General features: G+C 66.2%; 16 protein-coding genes. 12 read left to right on the top strand and 4 right to left on the bottom strand.

Annotated features, from left to right (window positions below; all coding sequences use genetic code 11):
- Nucleotides 1-16 precede the first annotated feature (16 nt).
- From RT688_RS06585 to RT688_RS06575, 3 genes are read right to left on the bottom strand one after another with little or no spacing between them, the layout of a single operon-like run.
- Nucleotides 17-466: a hypothetical protein gene (locus RT688_RS06585; RefSeq protein WP_313704046.1), complete on the bottom strand. Its 450-nt coding sequence runs from the start codon at nucleotides 464-466 to the stop codon at nucleotides 17-19.
- Nucleotides 467-478: 12 nt separating this feature from the next.
- On the bottom strand, nucleotides 479-1963 hold the full coding sequence (locus RT688_RS06580; protein ID WP_313704045.1) for a hypothetical protein: 1485 nt from the start codon (nucleotides 1961-1963) through the stop codon (nucleotides 479-481).
- Nucleotides 1960-3441, bottom strand: coding sequence for a hypothetical protein (locus tag RT688_RS06575; protein ID WP_313704044.1), 1482 nt, complete (start codon nucleotides 3439-3441; stop codon nucleotides 1960-1962). The genes RT688_RS06580 and RT688_RS06575 overlap by 4 nt, the downstream gene beginning before the upstream one ends.
- A 211-nt stretch (nucleotides 3442-3652) precedes the next feature.
- Here RT688_RS06575 and RT688_RS06570 point away from each other — a divergent pair, with 211 nt between their 5' ends.
- From RT688_RS06570 to RT688_RS06545, 6 genes are all read left to right on the top strand, one after another.
- Nucleotides 3653-4744, top strand: coding sequence for a hypothetical protein (locus RT688_RS06570; protein WP_313704043.1), 1092 nt, complete (start codon nucleotides 3653-3655; stop codon nucleotides 4742-4744).
- A gap of 25 nt (nucleotides 4745-4769) precedes the next feature.
- Complete coding sequence (locus RT688_RS06565; RefSeq protein ID WP_409521889.1) at nucleotides 4770-5948, top strand: ATP-binding protein; 1179 nt, start codon at nucleotides 4770-4772, stop codon at nucleotides 5946-5948.
- Between the two features lie 37 nt (nucleotides 5949-5985).
- Complete coding sequence (locus RT688_RS06560; RefSeq protein ID WP_313704041.1) at nucleotides 5986-6825, top strand: phytanoyl-CoA dioxygenase family protein; 840 nt, start codon at nucleotides 5986-5988, stop codon at nucleotides 6823-6825.
- A 205-nt stretch (nucleotides 6826-7030) separates the two neighbouring features.
- Nucleotides 7031-8302: a glucan 1,4-alpha-maltotetraohydrolase domain-containing protein gene (locus RT688_RS06555; protein WP_313704040.1), complete on the top strand. Its 1272-nt coding sequence runs from the start codon at nucleotides 7031-7033 to the stop codon at nucleotides 8300-8302.
- A 352-nt stretch (nucleotides 8303-8654) separates the two neighbouring features.
- Complete coding sequence (locus RT688_RS06550; protein ID WP_313704039.1) at nucleotides 8655-9470, top strand: HipA domain-containing protein; 816 nt, start codon at nucleotides 8655-8657, stop codon at nucleotides 9468-9470.
- 2 nt (nucleotides 9471-9472) lie between these two features.
- Nucleotides 9473-9901, top strand: coding sequence for a helix-turn-helix transcriptional regulator (locus RT688_RS06545; protein WP_313704038.1), 429 nt, complete (start codon nucleotides 9473-9475; stop codon nucleotides 9899-9901).
- Between the two features lie 91 nt (nucleotides 9902-9992).
- Here RT688_RS06545 and RT688_RS06540 read toward each other — a convergent pair whose 3' ends face one another.
- Nucleotides 9993-11234 (bottom strand): Gfo/Idh/MocA family oxidoreductase, encoded by a 1242-nt coding sequence (locus tag RT688_RS06540; protein WP_313704037.1) that lies wholly within the window; start codon nucleotides 11232-11234, stop codon nucleotides 9993-9995.
- Nucleotides 11235-11474: 240 nt separating this feature from the next.
- Here RT688_RS06540 and RT688_RS06535 point away from each other — a divergent pair, with 240 nt between their 5' ends.
- From RT688_RS06535 to RT688_RS06510, 6 genes are all read left to right on the top strand, one after another.
- Nucleotides 11475-12356 (top strand): alpha/beta hydrolase, encoded by an 882-nt coding sequence (locus RT688_RS06535; protein WP_313704036.1) that lies wholly within the window; start codon nucleotides 11475-11477, stop codon nucleotides 12354-12356.
- A 149-nt stretch (nucleotides 12357-12505) separates the two neighbouring features.
- Nucleotides 12506-14899 carry a M1 family metallopeptidase gene (locus RT688_RS06530; protein ID WP_313704035.1) on the top strand — a complete coding sequence of 798 codons (2394 nt, stop codon included), beginning with the start codon at nucleotides 12506-12508 and terminating at the stop codon, nucleotides 14897-14899.
- 201 nt (nucleotides 14900-15100) lie between these two features.
- Entirely contained in the window at nucleotides 15101-17488 is a 2388-nt protein-coding gene (locus RT688_RS06525; RefSeq protein ID WP_313704034.1) for a M1 family metallopeptidase, read from the top strand.
- Nucleotides 17485-18015, top strand: coding sequence for a DUF6702 family protein (locus tag RT688_RS06520; RefSeq protein ID WP_313704033.1), 531 nt, complete (start codon nucleotides 17485-17487; stop codon nucleotides 18013-18015). The genes RT688_RS06525 and RT688_RS06520 overlap by 4 nt, the downstream gene beginning before the upstream one ends.
- Entirely contained in the window at nucleotides 18012-20069 is a 2058-nt protein-coding gene (locus tag RT688_RS06515; protein WP_313704032.1) for a TonB-dependent receptor domain-containing protein, read from the top strand. The genes RT688_RS06520 and RT688_RS06515 overlap by 4 nt, the downstream gene beginning before the upstream one ends.
- Before the next feature lie 85 nt (nucleotides 20070-20154).
- Complete coding sequence (locus RT688_RS06510) at nucleotides 20155-20892, top strand: 2OG-Fe dioxygenase family protein (protein WP_313704031.1); 738 nt, start codon at nucleotides 20155-20157, stop codon at nucleotides 20890-20892.
- Nucleotides 20893-20984: the final 92 nt, after the last annotated feature.

The following is a 20984-nucleotide window of genomic DNA, read 5'->3' as shown; positions in this document are numbered from 1 at the left end:
GTTTATCTCTCTCGTTTCAACGTCGGCCAACGAACAAGGCCGCCACCAGCGTCACCAAACCGACCGCCACCAGCGGCCCGGTCACCGCCCAGGTGAGGTAGCGGCTGGCGTTGATGATCGCCAGCACGGCCGCGGCCGACAGGAAGGCCAGGCCGACGAACAGCAGCCAGCCGGCGCTGCCCGCCGACGACGGCGAGACGCGGCGCACGACCATGTGGTGCACGTAGGCGTTGCGCACGAAGAAGTACACGACCAGCAGCACCAGGAACACGCCCGCGCCGATGGCGAGGTCGCGGTCCGAAGTGTCGGTGGCCGCCGGCGGCAGCGGACCGGGCACCACTTCCACCGGGCCGCCGGCGGTGTGGGGCGTGGTCTGCGGCAGCGCCGCGTCGGGCGCGTTCTTTTCCTCGGGCAGCTTGAAGCCGGGATCGGCCTGGCCGCTGGATGGGGTTGGGCTTGCTTGCATGTGTTATTCCTTTCAGCGGCCAAGGCGCACTTGCGCGCCTTCCCGCAGGTCCGTCAATTGGTGGCCGAACAGGGTGGTCTTCAGGCGGGCCACTTCGTTGCCCGCCTTGTCGTAGATCGGTTGATCGGTGCCGGTGCGCGCATGCATGGTGCGCAGTTCGTCCTCGACCGTCACATAGGCGCGGCGCGGACGCATCCAGGCGTATGCCGCCGCGCCGGCAGCCGCCAGCAGCGCCAGCAGGCCGCCGCCCACCGCCAGCAGCGGCGCCATCCCGTAGTGCACGCGCACCTCGATCGGCAACGTGGCGGTCGAGGCCTGCACCTGGGCCGGCGGGACGAAAATGTCAGGCAGCGGATCGCCCGGGAACAGCGTGGCCATGCGCTCGCGGAAGCCCTGCGACAGCGCCAGCTTCTGGTCGGCCAAATGTACCTCGATCGTCCCCGGCAGCACGTAAGCCGAGCCGGCGGACTTGATCGCTTCCATCGACCATTTGCTCGGCAACTGCGCCACCGGCAGCTGCAGGGTGGAAGCCAGCGGCTGCGGCTTGCCCGGCGCCAGCACGCTGACGTGGCGGCTGGCCAGCGTCACCGGGCGGTTCTCCCCGCCCAGCTTCGAGCGCGCGCTCAAGCTCGCGCTGAGGATGGTGTAGGGGTACATCGTGTTTTCCAGGTTCCAGCGGATCTTCGCCGAGGGCGACACCGCGCTTGACGCCACATCGGCGCGCAGCACGCCGCCCTGCCCCATCGAGAACGTCACGCCCGGCGCATCCTCGACCTTGCGCGGCACCAGGCGCACGGTGTTGCGGTCCAGGGGTTTGAGGCGCGCGGGCGGCTCGGTGATGATCTTCGCGATGCTGCCGCCGGCCAGCAGGCGTTCGAGCGCCTGTGCCCCGCCCGCGCCGATGGCAAAGGCATACACCATCAAGCCGTTCGCGCGGTAATGCCGGCCCTGCACCTGCATGCGCAAGGGGAAGGCCAGCGCCGTGCGGATCGCGCCGCCGCGGTGGATCAGTTCGTAGAACTCGCGGTTGCGCTGGGCCGTGGCCTGGTCGTTGTTCGGGCTGTTGCGGTTGTTCGTGACCAGCCAGACGATGCCGTCCTTCCCGCCCAGTGCCTGGGTGATGGCGGCGTTGACCGCTTCGCCGAGGTCGGTGTCGGCCAGGGCGCCGCCGGGCTTGCGCGCGGTGTCGAGGCCGGCCAGCGCCTGCGTCACCTGGGCGCGCGTGCCCTCGCCGACCTTGGCGGACAACAGCGCCTTCGGCGAGGGCGCCGCCGGCAGCGATTGGTTGAAGGCGGCCAGCACCAGCGCATCTCCCGGCTGCGCCACCGCCAGCGCCAGTTCCGTCACCAGCGGCTTGAAGCGCGATTGCGGGTCGGCGTAGAAGGGCTCCATCCAGCCCGAGTTCTGGATTAGGAAGACCTGCGGCGTGGCGAAGGCCGGCCAGGCGCAGCACAGCAGCGCGCACGCGGCGATCAGACGGAGCAGGACGCCGCTCACGACAGCTCTTCCAGGCGCCAGCCGCGCATCTGGTTCCAGTCCGGGTGGTGCAGCCAGAGCGCGCCGGCATACACGAAGGGCACGCATTCCAGTGGCCGGGCCAGGCGCACGATCTCGTCGAGGATGACGTTGCGCTTGCCGATCCACTCGACCGTGGTGCGGGCGATGGTACGCGTGGACAATGCTTCCTCGGCGCGCCCCGTGTACTTGTGAAAGCGCAGCACCAGGCCACTCGGCTGGCTACGGTTGTTGTTAAAACTGCGCAGCAGCGGCAGCACCAGGGTGTCGTCATCAATCACGTCCTCGACGTGCTCGGCCGACCAGGGCTCGTCCAGCACGGCGTGGCCGCGCCGGAACAGCAAATTCGCGAAGCCCAGGCGCGCGCCGTCGATCGGTTCGACCTGGGGACTGTCGACGCCCAGCTCGAGGAAGGAATAGGCCTGGCCGTCGTGACCGATCTGCCACAGGCGCCCGTCGCGGCTCTGGGTCGGGCCACCGAAGTCGAGCTTCGGCGACCAGCCAGCCGGCCAGGGCAGCCAGCGCGGCGATTCGCCCGGACGCCACACCAGTTGCCCCGCTTCGTGCAGCCAGAACAGGCGGTTGTCGTAGCCGATCGGGCGCGTCCAGGCGCGCGCGGGCGCACCGGTGCAGTCCAGGATCTCACCCTGGTCGAGGTCGGCGCTGGTGGCGAGCAGCTTGAGCACGCCGTCGGCAACGAAGGGGCAGCCGACGTGGCGCCGCATCGCGCCCGGCGCCGCCGCCAGCGCGCCGGCGAACAGCGGTTCGAGGCGGTAGCTCTCGTTGACCGGATTGATCCACAGGCGAGCCAACCCGCTGTCGGTCGGCACGATGCCGACCTCGCCGCGCACCGGATTAAGCGCGGGCAGCCAGCCGTACTGGCCGGACGTGAAGCGCAGCTCGCTGGCCGTATCCTCGGCCGTCATCACGTGCCAGAGCTGGGCCAGCGGGTCCCAGTACTGCAGCACGCCGCGCATGGGCGCCAGCGCCAGCAGGCGCGGCTCGGGAAAACCCCAGGTGGAGGCGGCGAACACGCAATGGGCGTTGGGCGGCACCGGCATGGAAAGTTCCGCGCGGCCGATGACCGGCATGGCCGGGCACTCCTCCAGGCTGTCGCCCAGCGGCAGCGAAGTGACCGGCAAGCCGTGCGGCACGTGGCGCGGCAGGGCCTGGTCGCCGGCCGTTCCCCACCAATCCGGCTGGCGCAGGCTGCGCCCGGCCAGCTTGTGCAGGGCCTGGCCACAGGTCGGGCAGAAAGCGAAACCTTCCGGATAGATCGGCGCGCAGTCGCAGGACGCGGGCAGGGACGCGCCCAGCAGGTGGGCGACGTCGAGCAGCCGGCCGCGCGCATGCGCCTGCCAGTCGATGCGGCCGAGGCCTTCCGTGGCCTCGAGCGCGAACTGCCCGCTCCTGTCGTCTTCCAGCCAGACGCTGGATGGCGTTTCCCATCTGTATGCCATTGCGCTCCGCCGTCGAATGAAAATGGACGCAAGCGGCCCGCCACGAAAGCGGCCCTTGCTGTCGAAATCATAACGCCGCCATTGCCGCGATGGCGCGCCGTTCGCCGGGTAGCGCCAGGCGGCACTTCAGGCATCAGGATACGGGCTGTTCAAGGGAACTTCGGCGCAGAACCGTATAATGACGGGTCCGATATGCCCCACGCTGCACGCCATGAATTCCCCTGCCCTGCCCGACTCCCCCGACCTGCCCGCGCACGCCATCGATGCCGCGGCCAGCTACCTGCACGCCATCCTCGGCATCGCCATCGAGCACGGCCCCGCGCACCGGGCGCTGGTGGTGTACGACGAACGCACCGGCCTGTCGCGCGCCCTGGTCGAGGCCTACCGGCGCAATTTGCCGGACGCCGACTTCGTCGATTTCGACAGCGTGCAGCCCGACGAGGTGCTGGCGCGCTTCCGTTCCCTGGCGGCGAAGGACCTGGTGGTGCTGGTGCAGTCGACCAACTTCCGGCTGGAGGCCTTCCGCATCCGCGTCGAGCTGTTCAAGCTGGGGCTGAAGGTGATCGAGCACGTGCACCTGTCGCGCATGCCGGGCCCGCAGGCCGAGCACTACATCGAGGCGCTGGCCTACGATCCTGCCTACTTCCGCGGGGTCGGCCGGGCGCTCAAAAGCCGCATCGACGCGGCGCCGTACGGACGCGTGGTCGGCGACGGCGCCGAGCTGGTGTTTGGCTCGCCCTTCGAGCCGGCCAAGCTGAACATCGGCGACTACAGCGAGATGCACAACGTCGGCGGCCAGTTCCCGATCGGCGAAGTCTTCACCGAGGCGCTCGACCTGGAAGCGGTGAACGGCCGCGCGCGCATCCACGTGTTCGGCGACACCAGCTACCGCTCGAACCGGCCCGACATGCCGGTGACGATCATCGTCGAAAAGGGCCGCGTGGTCGGCGTGGAAAACGCAACGCCGGAATTCCAGCACATGCTCGACATCATCCGTGCCGACGAGGGCGAGGTCTGGGTGCGCGAACTGGGCTTCGGCATGAACCGCGCCTTTACCCGCGAGCGCCGCGTGGCCGACATCGGCACCTACGAGCGCATGTGCGGCATCCACCTGTCGCTGGGGGCGAAGCACGGGGTGTACCCGAAACCGGGCTTCAAGCGCAAGGATGCGAAGTACCACATCGACGTGTTCGCGGTGACGGATGCGGTGTACCTGGGCGAGGAGCGGGTGTATGCGGATGGGGCCTGGACCGTCGCCGCGGCTGCACCGCCGTCCCCCGGGAGTGGTACTATCCAAGCCTAAAAAATATTGTCGGCTGGGGATGAGCATGGCGGTGGACCTCCGTAAGCGCGTGGACGAGATCCAGGCGATCAGCGCAGTACCCAAGATTCTCGAGACCGTGGCGGCCATGACCGGCCTCGGTTTTGTCTGCATTGCCCACGTCACCAACGATGCCTGGGTCACCTGCGCCGTGCTCGACCAGCTGGAGTTCGGACTGAAACCCGGCGACGAACTCGACGTCACCACCACCTTGTGCGAGGAAGTGCGCGACACCGGCCGCGCCGTCATCATCGACAACGTCGCCGAGAGCGAACAGTACTGCGCGCATCACACGCCGCGCATCTACGGCTTCCAGAGCTACTTCTCGATTCCCATCTTCCGCACCGACGGCAGCTATTTCGGCACCCTGTGCGGGCTCGACCCGAGGCCGATCAAGCTGTCCGACACCGTCACCGTCTCGACCCTGCACCTGTTCGCCGAGCTCATCTCGAAGCAGCTCGAGGACGAAGTCCGCCTGGAGGCGACGCGCACCGACCTGTCGTCCGAGCGCGAGACAGCCGAACTGCGCGAGCAGTTCATTGCCGTGCTCGGCCACGACCTGCGCACGCCGCTGGGCGCGATCGCGATGGGCGCGGACCTGCTCGCCCTGAAGGTCGCGCAACCCGAGCTGCTGTCGGTGGTCGAACGCATCCGCCGCAGCGCCCGACGCATGTCGGCCCTGGTCGACGACGTCGTCGATTTCACGCGCGGACGCATGGGCAGCGGCATCAGCCTGAATATGCGCCGGCACGACAACATCCACGAGACACTGGAACAGGTTGTCGACGAACTGCGCGGCCTGCATCCGCAGCGCGAGATCCGCGCGGCGTTCGCGCCCCTGCACTGCCTGCACTGCGACCTCGAACGCCTGGCGCAACTCCTGTCGAACCTGCTCAAGAATGCATTGGTGCACGGCAGCGCAGAGGCGCCGGTCCAGGTGGAAGCACGCAGCGAGGATGGCCGATTCGTGCTGACGGTGTCGAACGAAGGACGGGAGCTGCCGAAAGACGTGCTCGGGCAGCTGTTCAAGCCTTACTGGCGCGCCGCCTCCCGCCCGGGCAGCGAAGGCCTCGGCCTGGGCCTGTACATCGTCGACCAGATCGCCCGCGCGCATGGCGGCAGGATCGACGCGGTCTCGAGCGCCGGCCGCACCGCGTTCACCTTCGTGCTCGACGGCCAAGCCTGAACCGTCCCTTTTTGCTCCCACTTCCACCCGCAACAGCATGCTCACTTCCGAACAACGCGCCCAATACGACCGCGACGGCTTCATCGTCCTCCCCAATTTCAAGTCGCCGGAGGAGATCGCCGCGCTGCGCCGCCGCGCCGAGGAGATCGTCGACGCCTTCGACCCGGCCAAATCGCGCGCCATCTTCACCACGCGCGACCAGGCCCGCGCCAGCGACGACTGGTTCCTCGGCTCGGACAACACGGTGCGCTGCTTTTTCGAGGAAGAAGCGTTCGACGCAAACGGCCAGCTGCGCCAGCCGAAAGCCCTGTCGATCAACAAGATCGGCCACGCCATGCACGACCTCGACCCCGTATTCGAGCGCTTCACGCGCGATCCGACACTGGCGGCCGTGGCGCGCGACCTCGGGTTGGCCCAGCCCCAGGTGTGGCAGTCGATGTACATCTTCAAGCAGCCCGGCATCGGCGGCGAAGTGCGCTGGCACCAGGACGCGACCTTCTTCGACTCGACGCCAATCAGCGTGACCACCTTCTGGTTCGCGCTGGAAGACGCCACCGTCGAGAACGGTTGCCTGTGGGCCGAACCGGGCGGCCACCGCGGGCCGTTGCGCGAGCGTTTCCTGCGCGACGGCGACCACATCACGATGGAAAAGCTCGACGCCACGCCCTGGCCCGACAACAGCACTGCCGTGCCGATCGAGGCCGCGGCCGGCACCCTGGTCTGCTTCCACGGCCTGCTGCCGCACTACAGCGCGCCGAACCGCTCGCCGGTATCGCGCCATGCCTTCACGCTGCATGCGACCGATGCGGGGACCGTCTACTCGCCGCGTAACTGGATCCAGCGCGATGAGCGCCTGCCGGTGCGCGGCTTCGACTGATTCCACCTCACGGGGCATGTAGCAAAACTACGCACATTACCCGAATTCGATTGACATGCCCTTGAGCTGCTCCGAGAATCAGAACGGCTCAGCGGCCACATCCGTAGTTTTAATACTTTTCCCTGTACGCTTACCGCTCGGGCACCGCACTTCTATTTCTTGAGGAAACACACAACAGCCAACCCCTAGCACCCAAGGAGGAGACATGAGAAACAAAACAATGCTGGCGACCATGCTCGCAAGCGCCTTTCTCGCAACGTCCTACGCTTACGCTGCCACGCCGCCGGCCCAGTCCGGCAATAGCCAGGCCATCCTGCTGCAGGGCTTCCACTGGAAGTCATCCAGCTACGCCAGCCCGAACTGGTACAACACCGTCCTCAACAACGTCGCCGACCTGAAGGCGCTGGGCGTGACCCACGTCTGGTTCCCGCCGCCGTCGGACTCGGCTGCCAGCGAAGGCTACCTGCCGCGCCAGCTCAACTCCCTGAATTCGCGCTACGGCAGCTCGGCCGAACTGACCAACGTGGTGCGCGCCTTTACCAACAACGGCATCAAGGCGATCGCCGACGTGGTGGTAAACCACCGGGTCGGCACCACCGGCTGGTCCGACTTCACCAATCCGAACTGGACCACCCACTCGATCGTCAACAACGACGAGTGCAATTGCGGCCTGGGCAATGCCGACACCGGGCCGGGTTTCAATGGCGGCCGCGACCTCGACCACAAGAACGTGGGCGAGGTCCAGAACGGCGTCATCAACTGGCTCAACTACACGATCAAGCCGGTGGGCTTTTCCGGCCTGCGCTTCGACTACGTGAAGGGCTTCGGCGCCAGCTACGTCGGCCAGTACGCGAACGCCTTCAACGCCGAGTTCTGCGTGGGCGAGCTGTGGAACGACCTGAACCTGAACAACATCGACGCCCACCGCCAGGGCATCATGGACTGGATCAACGGCACCGGCAACAGCTGCGGCGCCTTCGACTTCACGACCAAGGGCCTGCTGAACGACGCGCTGGCGAACGGGAATTACTGGCGCCTGAAGGACTCGTCCGGCAAGCCGCAGGGCGCCGTCGGCTGGTGGCCGGCGATGGCGGTCACCTTCGTCGACAACCACGACACCGGCCCGGCCGAAAGCTGCGGAACCGGTCAGAACCACTGGCCCGTGCCCTGCGGCGCGGTGATGCAGGGCTATGCCTACATCCTGAGCCATCCCGGCATCCCGACCGTCTTCTATCCGCACATCTACAACTGGAATTTGAAGACGGAAATCGCGGCGCTGATCAAGGCGCGCAAGGCGGCGGGCGTGCACTCGACCTCGCCGGTCGCGATCCAGCAGGCCACGCAGGGCCTGTACGCGGCAATTATCACCGGCAGCACGCGCCAGCTGGCCATGAAGATCGGCCCGAACAGCTGGAGCCCGGGCGCCGGCTGGACGCTCCAGACCTCGGGCAACAACTACGCGGTCTGGATGAAGTAAGCCGTGACGATGTGAGTTCCTGTGGAGCGCGCTCGTCCGGCGCGCTCCATCTATCGCTGGCTACAGCGCCCAGAAATAGTGCCGATCCTTTTGGTTTCCGAAAAAACTGTGCTGGCCAAGTGACGTCGTGATGGATTTGATGTAGGCTCCAGTATCTTTTACTGCACTTTTAGTGTTTGCCAGGCCCACTGGCGTGTGCGAGAGCCAACCATGGATTGTCACATCGAGATCTTTCACGAAGGCCAGTGGCTGGAGGCCGCCCAGGCCAGCTTCTCCGACCAGGTACGCAACGGAGTTCAACGAACTGCTTGCGCGCGCTCCCGATTTTCATGAAGCGATGATGGCACATGGCATGCTGGCCGCAGGCGGCACCGGCATCCAGGGCGTCGCGCCAAAGTATCTGCTGACCCAGGCGCTGGACGGGAAATGGTATCCGGACGCGGCGCTGTCCGACGACCGGGCGCAGCGCCACTACATCGTCAAGCGTCCGCGCGGCCCCTCGGAAGCGGACCGCAAGGTGCTGCGCAATGAAGCGCGCTACATGGAAGTCGCGCAGCGCTTCGGCATCCGCAGTGCCGACCTACCCTTCCTGCGCGAAGACATGCTGTTCATACCGCGTTTCGACCGGCGCGCGCAGGACGGCCGTGTGCTGCGTTTCCACCAGGAGAGCGCCGCCTCGATCGCCGGCCTGGGCGGCTTCGGCATCCAGGCCAACCAGTTCGACCTGCTGGCGGCGATCCGGCGCGTCGTCGATGAACCGCTCGAAGAGACCATCGAGTTCATCCGCCGCGACGTGCTGAACCTGGCAATGCGTAATCCCGACAATCACGCGCGCAATACCGCCGTGCATACCGTCGACGGCGTCACCCGCATCACGCCTCTGTTCGATTTCGCGCCGATGTACCTGGACCCTGAAGGCATCACGCGTGCGGCGCGCTGGTACCACCTCGAAACAGGAAAGGAATTGCTGCGCTGGGAAGACGTGCTGGCACACCTGGCCTTGCCCGCGCCCGAGCACCGGCAACTGGTCGACGCACTGGTCGGGTTTGGCGAAAGGCTGGCGACGCTGGCGGACTGCATGCGCGAAGCCGGCGTCGACGAGGATATCGTTGCGTTCGTCACGCCCAGCATTGAAACGCAACGCACCCAGCTTCTGGTACTGAGGTAGTCATGAGCAAAAAAAAGCCGATGGACAAGGATCAGGCCCGCGAACGGCGCAACCGGCTGCTGGAAACGGCTGCCGCGGCCGGGCTGTCGATTACCGAAGGCGTGCGCGAAATGCGCGCGATTGCCGGCATGACGCAGGAGGAGTTCGCCCGCCACCGCGGCGTCAGCGCGCGGGTCATCAAAGGGATCGAACTTGAGCAGGCAAATCCGACGATGACAACGTTGAATCAGATTGGCCAGTTCTTTGGACTCGAAGTCGGGTTTGTTCCCGTTAAGCGTGCTCTACCGAATGAAGAGCAATTGAACCAGAAGCTATCCACATCGGACGTCGTTAAAATGATTGAAGCGGCCCGACAGCAAATCATGCTGCAAACTTCCAAAGCGTTGGATGAGCTGAACGATTTGGCCCGCAATCTTCCGTCGCAAAAATAGACGAAGGGGTGCAAGCGCGGGAAGGCGCGCATACGATGTCCGCCATTTGGAAATGACGGACATTGAACTCCTCCTGACTATACTGTGCGCTTCAATCCTTCTCCTCCGGCTCCGGCCCGCGCGTCTTGGCCGGCGGCGGCGCCAGCTTCACCGGCCGCCCGCTGCGCGCCGAGGCATAGATCGCCTCGATGATGCGCTGGTCCTGCAGTCCCTCCTCGCCCGGGGTGTGCGGCTGCCTGTCCTGGCGCACGCACAGGGCGAAGTGGTCTAGCTCCTTCGCGAACTGGTTCTCCTCCTCGGCCTGGATCTCGCTCGTCTGCGCCTTGCCCTGTTCGACGCGCGAGATGCGCAGGCGGTTGCCGTTGTAGGCGTAGGCCGGATCCATTTCGGCCCAGGCGCTCGAGCCGTTCAGGCGGAACATCTGCGATTTATGGCTGCTGTAGCCCGTCGAGCAGCTGGCCGTGAAGCCGCTGGGGAAGCGCAGGACAAACTGGCAGGATTCCTCGACTTCGCGAAAGCGCGCGTCGCCCGGTGTCGACCAGGTGTGGCCGATCACTTCGACGGGCTCCTCACCGCTCAGGAAGCGCGCCTCGTTGATGCAGTACAGGCCGACGTCCGGCAGCGGGCCGCCGCCGGCCAGGGCGCGCTTCAGGCGCCAATGCTGCGGGTCGCCCATGTTCTGCGAATTCACCGACACGAACTCGCGCAGCTCGCCGAGCTTGTTCTCGCGGATCATCTTGACCAGCCCCCGCTCCATCGGCGCGTACTGGCGGCGGTAGGCGATCATCAGCTTGCGTTTGGCCTGCTTGCAGGCGTCGATCATGCCCTGGCACTCGGCCACGGAATTGGCCATCGGCTTTTCGCACAGCACGTGCTTGCCGGCGCGCGCGGCGCGGATCGTGTACTCGGCGTGCATGCTGTTCGGCAGCGCGATGTAGACGCCCTGCACCTCGGGCATGGCGGCCAGCTTCTCGTAGTCGCGGTAGTCGAGCACGGCGCTCTCGGGAATGTTGTACTGGTGCGCGATCTTGAGGGCCTTGGCGCGGTCGCCGCTCACCAGCGCCACCGGTTTCGCGTGCTTGCTCTGCGCGAAAGCCGGCAGCACTTCGTTCACCGAGATGCGCCCGACGCCGACGATCGCGATCCCGACGCGCTCGTTCCACGGGTCGCCCGGCGGCTCGGTCTTCTCGGGCTTTTCGCTTTTCGCCTCGATCGGCGGAAAAGTAACACGCTCCTTCTCGGCGGCGCCGGCCTGCAGCGCGGGCGCGGACAGGGCGGCCAGGGTACCCACATAGCGCAGGAAGTCCCTGCGCGGCGCGTCGTCGTGCTTCATCGGTTGAATCCTTTCGGCAAGGTCGGGCTCGGGAAGTCGAGCGCCATCCTCGCACAGGGCCGCGCTCGCCAGCGCTACCTTGCCCCAGGGCTAAAAAGGCGACACGTGCGGCCCGGCAGGCATGCCGGTCAGCCCCAGCCGACGGCGATCCGTCGGCTGGGATTGCCGTTCGTCGCAAGCGCCGTGCGCCATGCCACCTGGAGCGCGACACTAGGGTTTTCGGCTCACCTTCATCGCACCATGACCCTGTCGCCCACCCACAAGCCCTTGTCCACCCTCCAGCCCCTGCTCCCGCAGGCCCGCGCCCTGCCGCTGCGCGCGGCCTTCTGCTCGCTGCTCCTGCTCTGCGCGTCGGCCGCGCCGGCCGCCGAACAGGCCAGCGTCGAGACCGTCGACGGCCGCAAGCGCGAGTCGCTCGTCATCCGCAACCCCGCGGCGCAGGCGACCGTCGTCTTCGAGAACGGCTCGCGCGCCACCCTGGACGGCTGGGGCAAGGTACTCGACGCCGTCAGCCCGCACGCCACCGTGTTCGCCTACAACCGCCCCGGTTACGCCAACAGCGAAGCGACCGATGCGCCGCGCGACGGCGCCACCATCGTCGAGGAGCTGCGCGCCAGCCTGAGGCGCAAGGGACTGGCGCCGCCCTACGTGCTGGTCGGGCATTCGCTGGGCGGCCTGTACATGCAGCTGTTCGCGCGGCGCTATCCGGAGGAGGTGAAAGGCCTGGTGCTGGTCGACGCGCTGTATCCGCGCGTGGTCAAGAAACCCGGCGACTTCCCCTTCCTCACCCGCGCCGGCAAGTGGCTGTTCTTCTCGAACACCGTGCGCGAGGAGATCGATCGCATCCACGAGACCGGCGAGATGGTCGCCGCGCTCCCGGGCATCGACGACAAGCCGATCATCCGCCTGGTGAACCGGCCGCTGTCCTCGACCGCGATCCCGGTCGACTTCGGCGCGTTCAACGTCGACGAGGGCACGCGCGCCTACGTGCGCGCCCTGTACCCGAAGGCGAAGACCGTGGTGGCCGACGCCTCGCACCAGATGCAGGTTACGCATCCCGAGATCGTCGCCGCGGCGATCCGCGAAATACTGGAAGCCAGGCGCCTCGGCAGCGCGCCGTGACGCTCCTCGGGCGGCCTTGCCGCAACACCACGAGCCCGCCATATGGCCGCCCAGCCTCATGTATCAGCTTTTTTACAAATCAGCCGAGGCTTGCTCGAAAGATACCATTAGAATAGTTTCTCCAAACTAAACATAAAAACAGGGGAAACATGATCCGATTGCCACTGGCCTTGGCGGCGCTGTGCCTCGGCGCGTCCGCTTTCGCGGCCGAACCTTTCGACGACAAGTTCCGCCAGCTCGACGAGCTGCTGCCGACGCCCACCACGATCCGCACGGCGTCCGGCGCGCCGGGCCACGCCTACTGGCAGCAACGCGCGGACTACACCATCCGCGCCACCCTCGACGAAGCCAACCGCGCGATCCGCGGCGCCGAGACGATCACGTACCACAACAATTCCCCGGATACGCTCAACTATCTGTGGCTGCAGCTGGACCAGAATATCTACAAGCCGAACTCGGACGCGCGCACCTCGGCCACGGCGGTCTCGCGCGAGGCCTGGGCCAAGCCGCGCAGCCCGGAAGAAGGCATGAAGTTCGACAGCATGCGCACCACGCTCGAAGCCATGAGCTTCGACGGCGGCTTCAACATCACCGCGGTGACCGCCGGCGGACGCAAGCTCCCCTACGTCATCAACCGCACGATGATGCGCATCGACCTGCCGCAGCCGCTCAAGCCCGGCCAGCGCTTCTCGTTCGGCGTCGAGTGGAACTACAAGATCAACGAGCAGAAGGTCCTGGGCGGCCGCTCGGGCTACGAAAAGTTCGACGACAAGAACGACCTGTTCGAGATCGCCCAGTGGTTCCCGCGCATGGCGGCCTACTACGATGCCGTCGGCTGGCAGCACAAGCAGTTCCTGGGCGCCGGCGAGTTCACGCTCGAATTCGGCGACTACGACGTCGAGATCACGGTGCCGTCGGACCACATCGTGGCCTCGACCGGCGTGCTGCAGAACCCGGGTTCGGTCTTGAGCCCCACCCAGCGCGAGCGCCTGGCCAGGGCGAAGACCGCGAAGAAGCCGGTGATCATCGTGACCCAGGCCGAAGCCGAAGCCGCCGAGAAGCAGCGTGCAACCGGTACCAAGACCTGGCGCTTCAAGGCGAAGAACGTGCGCGACTTCGCGTTCGCCTCGAGCCGCAAGTTCATCTGGGACGCGCAGGGCATCAAGAGCGGCGACACCGACGTGATGGCGATGTCCTACTACCCGAAGGAAGGCAACCCGCTGTGGGAGAAGTACTCGACCCAGGCGATCATCCACACCATCGAGCAGTACAACAAGTACGCCTTCGACTACCCTTACCCGACTTCGATTTCCGTGAACGGCCCGGTGGGCGGCATGGAATACCCGATGATCACCTTCAATGGCCCGCGTCCGACCAAGGACAAGAAGACCGGCGAGATCACCTATTCGAAGCGCACCAAGTACGGCCTGATCGGCGTGATCATCCATGAAGTGGGCCACAACTACTTCCCGATGATCGTCAACTCCGACGAGCGCCAGTGGACCTGGATGGACGAGGGCCTGAACTCCTTCGTGCAGACCCTGGCCCAGGAAGCCTGGGAAGAACAATGGCCGGAGATGCGCGGCGAGCCGCGCCTGATCACCGACTACATGAAGAGCCGCAACCAGGTGCCGATCATGACCAACTCGGAGTCGCTGCTGCAGTTCGGTAACAACGCCTACGCCAAGCCGGCCGCCGCGCTGACCGTCCTGCGCGAGACCGTGCTCGGCCGCGAGCTGTTCGACTTCGCCCTGCGCGAATACGCCCAGCGCTGGAAGTTCAAGCGTCCAACCCCGGCCGACTTCTTCCGCACCATGGAAGACGCCTCCGGCACCGACCTCGACTGGTTCTGGCGCGGCTGGTTCTACACCACCGACGCGGTCGACGTCAGCGTGGACGGCATCAGCGAGTACACCATCAGCTCGCAGAATCCGGAAACGGAGAAGACCCTGCGCCGCAAGCTGAAGGAAGCCGAGCCGGTCTCGCTGTCCGACCAGCGCAACAAGGGCATGGCGCGCCGCGTCGACGCGCATCCCGAGCTGAAGGACTTCTACAACGAGCACGACGACTTCACCGTCACCAACGCCGACCGCAACAAGTACAACGAAACCCAGGGCAAGCTGGAAGACTGGGAAAAGGCGCTGCTGAACGAAGGCAAGCACCTGTACCTGGTCGACTTCTCGAACCTCGGCGGGCTGGTGACGCCGCTGGTGCTGGAGATCGAACTCAAGAGCGGCAAGAAGTATATCGAGCGCATCCCGGCCGAAGTGTGGCGTTACTCGCCGAAGAAGATCACCAAGCTGATCGTCACCGACGAGCCGATGGTGTCGCTGGTCCAGGACCCGTACTGGGAAACCGCCGACATCGACCAGTCGAACAACGCCTGGCCGCGCCGGCTGACCCCGTCGCGCCTGGAACTTTTCAAGACCGAACGCGGCGGCAACGACCTGATGAAAGACTTCAATACCAAGCTGAAGACGCCCGAGGAAAAGGCGGCGACGCAGGAAGAACCGAAGAAGGAGACGGTGCCGGTCGTGCAGTAAGCGCCTTAACGTAGGGTGGGCACTCGTGCCCACGCGGTACGGCGGTTATGCATACATTGCGATTCCGGTAGTTGTTAACCCAGATCGACCGGTGAGACCGCGTGGGCACAAGTGCCCACCCTACGCCCTCCGACACGAACCGGTGGCTACGCTCATTGCGCGGCCACCGGTTTCCCCATTTTTACATCGTAATACAAGCCCATGAACATGAAGCACCTGGCGCGCGGCGCCGCCCTCCTCTTCGCCCTGTCTTCCGGCGCCCACGCCGCCGACAAGTTCGACGACAAGTTCCGCCAGCTCGACGAGCTGCTGCCGACCCCGACCAGCACCCGCACCGCCTCCGGCGCGCCGGGCCACGCCTACTGGCAGCAGCGCGCGGACTACAAGCTGCGCGCCACGCTGGACGAGGACAAGCGCGCCATCACGGGTTCGGGCACCGTCACCTACTACAACAACTCGCCCGACACCTTGAATTACCTGTGGGTGCAGCTGGACCAGAACATGTTCCGCGGCGATTCGGACAACCGCAACATCGCGACCATCCCCTCGCGCGACGCCTGGCAGAAAGGCGGCGCCGAAGGCGTGAAGTTCGACGCCATGCGCTTCGCCTTCGAGAGCCGCAAGTTCGAGGGCGGCTTCGACGTGAAGAGCGTGAAGACGGCGGACGGCCGCGCCCTGCACCACGTCATCAACAAGACCATGATGCGCATCGACCTGCCGCAGCCGATGAAGCCGGGTTCGCGCTTCTCGTTCGCGCTGGAATGGAGCTTCAACATCCCCGAGATGAACGTGCTGGGCCGCCGCATGGGCTTCGAGCGCTTCAAGGAAGACGGCAACGACATCTTCGAGATCGCCCAGTGGTTCCCGCGCATGGCCGCCTATTACGACGCCGCCGGCTGGCAGAACAAGCAATACCTCGGCGACGGCGAGTTCACGCTGGAGTTCGGCGACTACGACGTCGAGATCACGGTGCCGTCGGACCACATCGTGGCCTCGACCGGCGTGCTGCAGAACCCGGGGGCGGTCTTGAGTCCCGCCCAGCGCGAGCGCCTGGCACAGGCGAAGAAGGCGAAGAAGCCGGTGATCGTCGTCACCCAGGCGGAAGCGGAAGCTGCCGAGAAGGGCCGCGCGAAGACCATGAAGACCTGGCGCTTCAAGGCCGACAAGGTGCGCGACTTCGCGTTTGCCTCGAGCCGCAAGTTCATCTGGGATGCGCAGGCGATCAAGAGCGGCGATACCGAGGTGATGGCGATGTCCTACTACCCGAAGGAAGGCAACCCGCTGTGGGAGAAGTACTCGACGCCGGCCATCATCCACACCATCGAGCAGTACAGCAAATACTCCTTCGACTACCCCTACCCGACCGCGATTTCCGTGAACGGCCCGGTGGGCGGCATGGAATACCCGATGATCTCGTTTAACGGCCCGCGTCCGACCAAGGACAAGAAGACCGGCGAGGTCACGTATTCGAAGGCGACCAAGTATGGCCTGATCAGCGTGATCATCCACGAGGTCGGCCACAACTACTATCCGACGATCGTCAACTCGGACGAGCGCCAGTGGACCTGGATGGACGAGGGCCTGAACAGCTTCGTGCAGTTCCTGGCCGAGCAGGCCTGGGAAGAGGGCTACCCGGCCAAGCGCGGCGAACCGCGCAACATCGTCGACTACATGCGCAGCAAGAACCAGGTGCCGATCATGACCAACGCGGAGTCGACGCTCCAGCGCGGCGCCAACGCCTATGCGAAGCCGGCGACCGCCCTGAACATCCTGCGCGAGACCGTGCTCGGCCGCGAGCTGTTCGACTTCGCCTTCCGCGAATACGCGCAGCGCTGGAAGTTCAAGCGCCCGACCCCGGCCGACTTCTTCCGCACGATGGAAGACGCTTCCGGCACCGACCTCGACTGGTTCTGGCGCGGCTGGTTCTACACCACCGACGCGGTCGACGTCAGCGTGGACGGCATCAGCGAGTACACCATCAGCTCGCAGAATCCGGAAACGGAGAAGACCCTGCGCCGCAAGCTGAAGGAAGCCGAGCCGGTCTCGCTGTCCGACCAGCGCAACAAGGGCATGGCGCGCCGCGTCGACGCGCATCCCGAGCTGAAGGACTTCTACAACGAGCACGACGACTTCACCGTCACCAACGCCGACCGCAACAAGTACAACGAAACCCAGGGCAAGCTGGAAGACTGGGAAAAGGCGCTGCTGAACGAAGGCAAGCACCTGTACCTGGTCGACTTCTCGAACCTCGGCGGGCTGGTGACGCCGCTGGTGCTGGAGATCGAACTCAAGAGCGGCAAGAAGTATATCGAGCGCATCCCGGCCGAAGTGTGGCGTTACTCGCCGAAGAAGATCACCAAGCTGATCGTCACCGACGAGCCGATGGTGTCGCTGGTCCAGGACCCGTACTGGGAAACCGCCGACATCGACACCAGCAACAACGCGTGGCCGAGGAAGCTGACGCCGTCGCGCCTGGAGCTGTTCAAGACCCAGAGCGGGCAGAACGACATGATGAAGGACTTCAATACCAAGCTGAAGACGCCTGAAGCGAAGGCGACGGACGGCGCAACGCCGAAGGCGGCGCAATGATGCGCTGGCCGACGTGGTCGAAGGTGCGGCAGTTGCTGACACTGCTGGCGGCCGGCCTGCTGCTGTGCGCGAGCACGGCGGCATGGGCGCACCGCTTCCATGCGGGGATGACGGACATCTCCTTCAATGCCCGCACCGGCAGCACCGAGATCGTCCACACCTACATGGCGCACGACATCGACGGCTTGCTGGCCAACATGTACGGGCGCCAGTTCGACCTGTCCGAGCCGGACGACCAGGAGGTACTGCGCAAGTACGTCGACGGGCGCTTCTGGCTGTACGGCCAGGACAGGACGCGCCTCCCCGTGCGCTGGGTCGGCGTCTCGGTGAATGCCGACTACGTGACCATCTACCAGGAAGTCGAGCAGACCCCGCTGTGGAAGGCCGGCGCCGTGCACCACGAGGTGCTGACCGACTTCCTGCCCGACCAGGTCAACACCGTCAACCTCAACGAGGGCAACGCCGTGCGCACCCTCACCTTCGACCGCGACAAAACAGAACAGCCGACCCGCCCGGAAACACCATGATCCAGCTTCGCCCCCTGCCCCGCGCACTGCTCTGCGCCTTGCCTGCATTATTCATCCATCACGCCGCGCAGGCCGACGACCTCGTGCTGCAGCGCGTGCTGGTCGAAGGCTCGCGCATGAGCCAGCTCGGCATCGCCGATTCCGCCAACGCCGGCACCGTCGGCCAGAAGGACCTGGCCGCGCGCACCGCTTACCGTCCCGGCGAAATGCTGGAAGCCATGCCGGGCCTGATCGCCAGCCAGCACAGCGGCGAAGGCAAGGCCAACCAGTTCTACCTGCGCGGCTTCAACCTCGATCACGGCACCGATCTCGCGACCTGGGTCGACGGCATGCCGGTCAACCAGCGCAGCCACGCCCACGGCCAGGGCTGGACCGACGTCAACTTCCTGATCCCGGAACTGGTCGGCCGTCTCGACTACCGCAAGGGCCCGTACTCGGCGCGCAGCGGCGACTTTTCCTCGGCCGGCAGCGCCGAGATCAGCTACGCCAACCGCCTGGTGAAGGACCTCGCCAGCGTGACCCTGGGCCAGGACGGCTTCGCGCGCGGCGTGCTGGCCGGCGCGCCGGAAGTGGCCGGCGGCGTGCTGCTGTATGCGATCGAGGGGATGAAGAACGACGGCCCGTGGACGCGCCCGGACGACTACCGCAAGACCAACGCCGTGCTGCGCTACAGCCGCGGCTTCGCCAACAACGGCTGGAGCGTCACGGCGATGGCCTACCGCGGCCGCTGGAACGCCACCGACCAGATCCCGCTGCGCGCGGTCGACAACGGCACGCTGGGCCGCTTCGACGCCATCGACGACACCGACGGCGGCAATGCGCGCCGCTACAGCCTGTCGGGCATCTGGCGCCGGACGGACGCCGATTCGGCCTCGAAGCTGAGCGCCTACGTGATCCGCAACCAGCTCGACCTGTTCTCGAACTTCACCTATTTTCTCAACGACCCGGTCAACGGCGACCAGTTCGCCCAGCCGGACCGGCGCGTCACCAGCGGCCTGGACGCCGCCCAGACCTGGCACGTGCACCGCGGCGCGACCATGGCCTCGGACCTGACGATCGGCGCGCGCCTGCAGAACGACAACATCTTCAATGGGCTCTACAACACGCGCGCGCGCCAGGTGCTCTCCACCACGCGCGAGGACCACATCGTCGAGACCAGCGGCGGCCTGTTCGTCGAGAGCGCCACGCGCTGGAACGAGGTGGTGCGCACGGTGGCCGGCGTGCGCGCCGACCGCTACCGCTTCGACGTGCGCAGCGACCGGTCCGAGAACAGCGGCCGCGCCAGCGACACCCAGCTCAGCCCTTCCCTGAGCCTGATCCTGGCGCCGCTCGATTCGACCGAGTTCTACCTGAACTACGGCCACGGCTTCCACAGCAACGACGCACGCGGCACGGTGGCCGGCATCGACCCGGCGACTTTCGAGGCCGTCGAGCGCACGCCGGGCCTGGTGCGTTCGCGCGGCATGGAGCTGGGCTTGCGCACGGAAGCGATTCCCAAGATGCAGACCGCCGTCTCGCTGTACCGGCTCGACTTCGATTCCGAGCTGACCTACATCGGCGACGCCGGCATGACGGAAGCGGGCGACGCCAGCCGCCGTATTGGTATCGAGTTCTCGAACTACTGGCGGCCATTGAAGTGGCTGGCGGTCGACTTCGACGCCGCCTTTGCGCGCGCGCGCTCGCGCGGCGGCAATCCGGACGGCGATCGGATTCCCGGCGCGGTCGAAGGCGTGGGCCAGCTGGCCCTGACCGTCGACAAGGTCGGGCCGTGGTCGGGCGCGCTGCGCCTGCGCTACTTTGGTCCGCGTCCGCTGGTCGAGGACAACAGCGTGCGCTCGCACGCCAGCACCACGCTCAACGGGCGGATCGGCTACCGCATCGGCAAGGACATGCAGCTCGAACTCGAGGGCTTCAACCTGGCCAACCGGCGCGACTCGGCGATCGACTACTACTATGCCTCGCAGCTGGCCGGCGAGACTGACGCGCGCGAGGACATCCACTTCCACCCGATCGAGCCGCGCTCGCTGCGCGTCACGCTCACCAAGACCTGGTGAAAGCTGACGAAACGCGTTGACGTAGCGTAAGAGGCGGCCGGCCGCCTCTTCCACCGCCCCATGGGAAAAGTGCTACGCTACCGGGATGATCACATCCGAACCACCCTATACCGATCCTTCCCGCCTCGTCGACGCCCTGCGCATCGAAGGCTATGCGCTGCTGCGTCCGCGCGACGTTGCCGCCCTGTCCGGCTGCACGCTGGATGAACTGCAGGCGCTGGCGCCGAGCTGGGACCATCTCGAACTCGACAACTACCTGAAGGACGGCGGCCGCTACCGGCGCCGCCGCCATTCCTGCTTCGTCGACAGCGGCGAAGCGCTGACGCAGACTCCGCACCGCGCCCACTGGCAGCCGGTCGAGTACAACGCCCTGCACGGCGGCATGCATCGCCTGTTCGAACCGGTCGAGGACGCGACCATCGCGCAAGCAGCATGGCAGCGGCTGCTGCGCGCGCTCGGCGCGGTCTGCTCCAGGGTCAAGGGCGCGCAGCCCTGGTACGTGGAAGCCCACCAGTTCCGCATCGACACCGCCGACGGCATCGGCCGCCCGACGCCGGAAGGCGCGCACCGCGACGGCGTCGACTTCGTCGCCGTGATCCTGATCGGCCGCGCCGGCATCAAGGGCGGCGAGACCCGCGTGTTCGAAGCGAACGGCCCGCGCGGCCAGCGCTTCACCATGACCGAACCATGGACCATGCTGCTGCTCGACGACGCCGCCGTCATCCACGAATCGACGCCGATCCAGCCGCTGGAAGAGCACGGGCACCGCGATACGCTGGTGCTGACCTGGCGCGCCGGCGCTTTCCAGGGCGAAGACGCTTAATCAAGCTGACATAGGGTGGGCACGCCGTGCCCACGCGTGACGGGCGCATCCTTGGCCGGCTGGCCGCGGCATGTCGCCCGCGTGCGCCGAGC

The sequence above is a fragment of the Massilia sp. genome (genome assembly GCF_032106685.1).
Classification (GTDB): Bacteria; Pseudomonadota; Gammaproteobacteria; order Burkholderiales; family Burkholderiaceae_D; genus Telluria.
The sequence above is the reverse complement of the archived record's forward strand: the minus strand, read 5'-3'. Positions and strand labels throughout refer to the sequence as shown.